The organism is Candidatus Aquicultor sp. (assembly GCF_054640775.1).
The window spans coordinates 1-2,747 of record NZ_JBTSLF010000309.1 but is presented as its reverse complement, the minus strand read 5'-3'; the positions used below and the strand labels follow the sequence as shown (position 1 = coordinate 2,747).

The window sequence follows — 2,747 nt, the reverse complement described above, 5'->3', positions numbered from 1 at the left end:
GTTACAGGAGGTATTTGATGAACCGGATTAAACTCGGCCTTATTATTTTATTTGTTGCGGTACTTGCTATCGGCAGCATAGGTTGTTCGCGCGGCGGAAAGGTCGCCGATGCGGGCGGTTCCGCAGATAAAAAGCAGGCAGATGTCCAGGCGGACACTACCAACGACTCGCAACCACAGGGTGAGCCCGAAAAACCGAAGTGGCCCTATGCGGTAATCGAAACGAACAAGGGAACAATAGTATTTCAACTTTTCCCCCACAAAGCCCCAAAGAACGTCGCGAACTTTATACGGCTCGCAAATGCCAATTTTTACAACGGTATCAGATGGCATAGGGTTGTGCCGGGCTACGTCATCCAGGGCGGCGACCCGCTAAGCAGGGACAACAACCAGGACAACGATGGCTTAGGGGGACCGGGGTATACGGTTGCCGCAGAAATCAACGATGTTCCCCATTTGAGGGGTGCGGTCGCGATGGTGCATAACGGAAAAACTAAAGATGGCGGCAGCCAGTTCTATATCTGCATCAACGATCAACCCATGCTCGATGGGGGATATACCGTTTTTGGCAAAGTGACCGAAGGCATGGATGTCGTGGATAAGATCCAACACTACGATGTCATGAATAAAGTCTATATTATCGGTAAGTAAATAGGCGGGAGCGCTCCAGGACGCTCGATAGCGAGCGCATATTATGCGGACCGGCGGAAAAACATTGGAAAACTGGTTGACATGGTCGTTTTAATCCACTAATATTGAGATACAATCTCAATGGGGATGGGATATGAACAGCGAGTCTTTACAGTTTAAGAACTATATCGAATCAAAAGGGTTGCTCTTTACGCCGGAGCGCCAATGCATCGCCGAAGAGGTCTTTGCAAGTCACGACCATATGGATGCCGAAGAGCTTTTAAAGCATTTGAAATCCAAGGGCAGCAAAGCATCGAGGGCGACTGTCTACCGTACTTTGGACCTTCTGGTTGAAAGCGGGCTTGTTGAGAAGATAGACCTGGGTGAAGGACGTTCGGTGTATGAGCACACGGCGGGGCACCCGCATCACGATCATCTGGTGTGCCTAACGTGCGGAAGCGTGCAGGAATTTGAGGAGCCGTTGATCGAGCAGCTCCAACAATGGGCCTGTGAAAAGGCGAACTTTAGACCAACCGGCCATAGCCTGAACATTTACGGATATTGCAGGGTATGCACGTCCGGAAAGAAATAAATTTTTTTGCATGGATGGTGAGATAGAGTCGCAATCTCAAGGAGGATACAATGTGCTTAGATCAAGTAAAAACCGGCGATGAGATTATCATAAAAGAGATTCCTGACAGCATGGCTAAGACCCAGTTTATTAGATTTGGTATTGGAGAGGGAAGCACCGTCGTTTGCCATACAAAGATCCCTTTCGGCCCGGTCGTTTTAAGGAAAAACCGCCAAGAAATCGCGGTAGGTCGCGAGCTTGCGCGTACTATCAGGGTCGAGAGGAGAGATAACGGTGGAAAAGGACAGCGGCGCGGTTAAGACCACACACGGCGGTCACTGTCATACCGGCTCCTTGGCGCTAGACGTGCCCGGGAACTGCCAAAAGATCGTTCTCGTGGGGAACCCCAATGTAGGCAAATCCGTCTTCTTTAACTTCTTCTCCGGGCTCTACGTCGATGTGTCCAACTATCCCGGGACCACGATCGAGATATCCCAAGCCCGCTATGGGAACAACGCTATCATCGACACGCCCGGTATCTACGGGGTGTCTTCATTTAACGACGAGGAAACCGTCGCCCGCGATATCATCTTAAGCGCGGATAAAATCGTAAACGTGGTCGATGCGCTTCACCTCGAGCGGGACCTCTTCTTAACATTGCAGCTCATCGATATGGGCTTGCCGCTTGTTATCGCCCTTAATTTTATGGATGAGGCGAAAGCGCAGGAGCTTGTAATCGACGCCGACTTGCTCTCCGACCTTCTCGGGGTACCCGTTATCCCTACGACTGCCGTTAAGAAACAGGGGTTGACCGATGTCGAAGCCGCCCTGTCCGAGGTGAGAGAAGGTCACCAGGACCCGTTTTTACATAAGCGCCTCCACGAGATGCTTTCCCGCGTCGGTTCGCAGCCCGAAGCGTTGATGGTGTTAGAGGGCGATTCTTATGTCGCGGCGCGGCATGGGGTCGATCCCGTTGATGACCGGGAAGAAATCTACGTTCACCGCCGTGAGCGGGTGAACGACATCGTCGGGCACGTCGTTCACGAGGTTGCTTTGACCGAGAGCATCCGCCAGAAGATCGGGCGCCTTGTTCTCGATCCGATTACGGGCGTCCCAATTCTCGCGATGATCCTCTACGGTCTTTATGAGCTGGTTGCGGTGTTGATCGCGCAGGATATCGTGGGGCTTACCGAGGGCACGATTATGAAGGGATACTGGGAGCCGTTTATCAGGGGCGTCGTTTCGCCGCTCGTTAATCAAAATACTCCGTTCGGCCAGATACTTGTCGGTGAGTTCGGTCTCTTGACCATGACAGTAACGTACCTTTTGGGGTTGCTGCTGCCGCTCGTTTTGGGATTTTACCTGGCACTTGCTTTGATGGAAGACTCGGGTTACCTGCCGAGGCTTGCCACGTTGGTAGATAGAGCGCTCAACGCCATCGGACTTAACGGCAGGGCGGTCGTACCTATCATCCTCGGATTTGGCTGTGTGACCATGGCAACGATTACAACAAGGTTGCTCGGGACGGAGCGCGAGAAAACGATTGC

At 52.1% G+C, this 2,747-nt stretch carries 4 protein-coding genes; all 4 read left to right on the top strand.

The window, feature by feature from the left end:
* Positions 1 to 650 (top strand): peptidylprolyl isomerase (locus ACYC56_RS14580; protein ID WP_461374896.1); only part of this gene is annotated, 650 nt, incomplete at its 5' end.
* A gap of 133 nt (positions 651 to 783) precedes the next feature.
* Positions 784 to 1,221 carry a Fur family transcriptional regulator gene (locus tag ACYC56_RS14575; RefSeq protein ID WP_461374895.1) on the top strand — a complete coding sequence of 146 codons (438 nt, stop codon included), beginning with the start codon at positions 784 to 786 and terminating at the stop codon, positions 1,219 to 1,221.
* A 50-nt stretch (positions 1,222 to 1,271) separates the two neighbouring features.
* Positions 1,272 to 1,520 carry a FeoA family protein gene (locus ACYC56_RS14570; RefSeq protein ID WP_461374894.1) on the top strand — a complete coding sequence of 83 codons (249 nt, stop codon included), beginning with the start codon at positions 1,272 to 1,274 and terminating at the stop codon, positions 1,518 to 1,520.
* On the top strand, positions 1,495 to 2,747 hold a 1,253-nt coding region (locus tag ACYC56_RS14565; RefSeq protein ID WP_461374893.1), incomplete at its 3' end, for a FeoB small GTPase domain-containing protein. The genes ACYC56_RS14570 and ACYC56_RS14565, both read left to right, overlap by 26 nt.

What these genes read in the sequence shown, in the direction of transcription:
- ACYC56_RS14575 (WP_461374895.1), top strand. Translation starts at nt 784, where the DNA reads ATGAACAGCGAGTCTTTACAGTTTAAGAACTATATCGAATCAAAAGGG.
- ACYC56_RS14570 (WP_461374894.1), top strand. Translation starts at nt 1,272, where the DNA reads ATGTGCTTAGATCAAGTAAAAACCGGCGATGAGATTATCATAAAAGAG.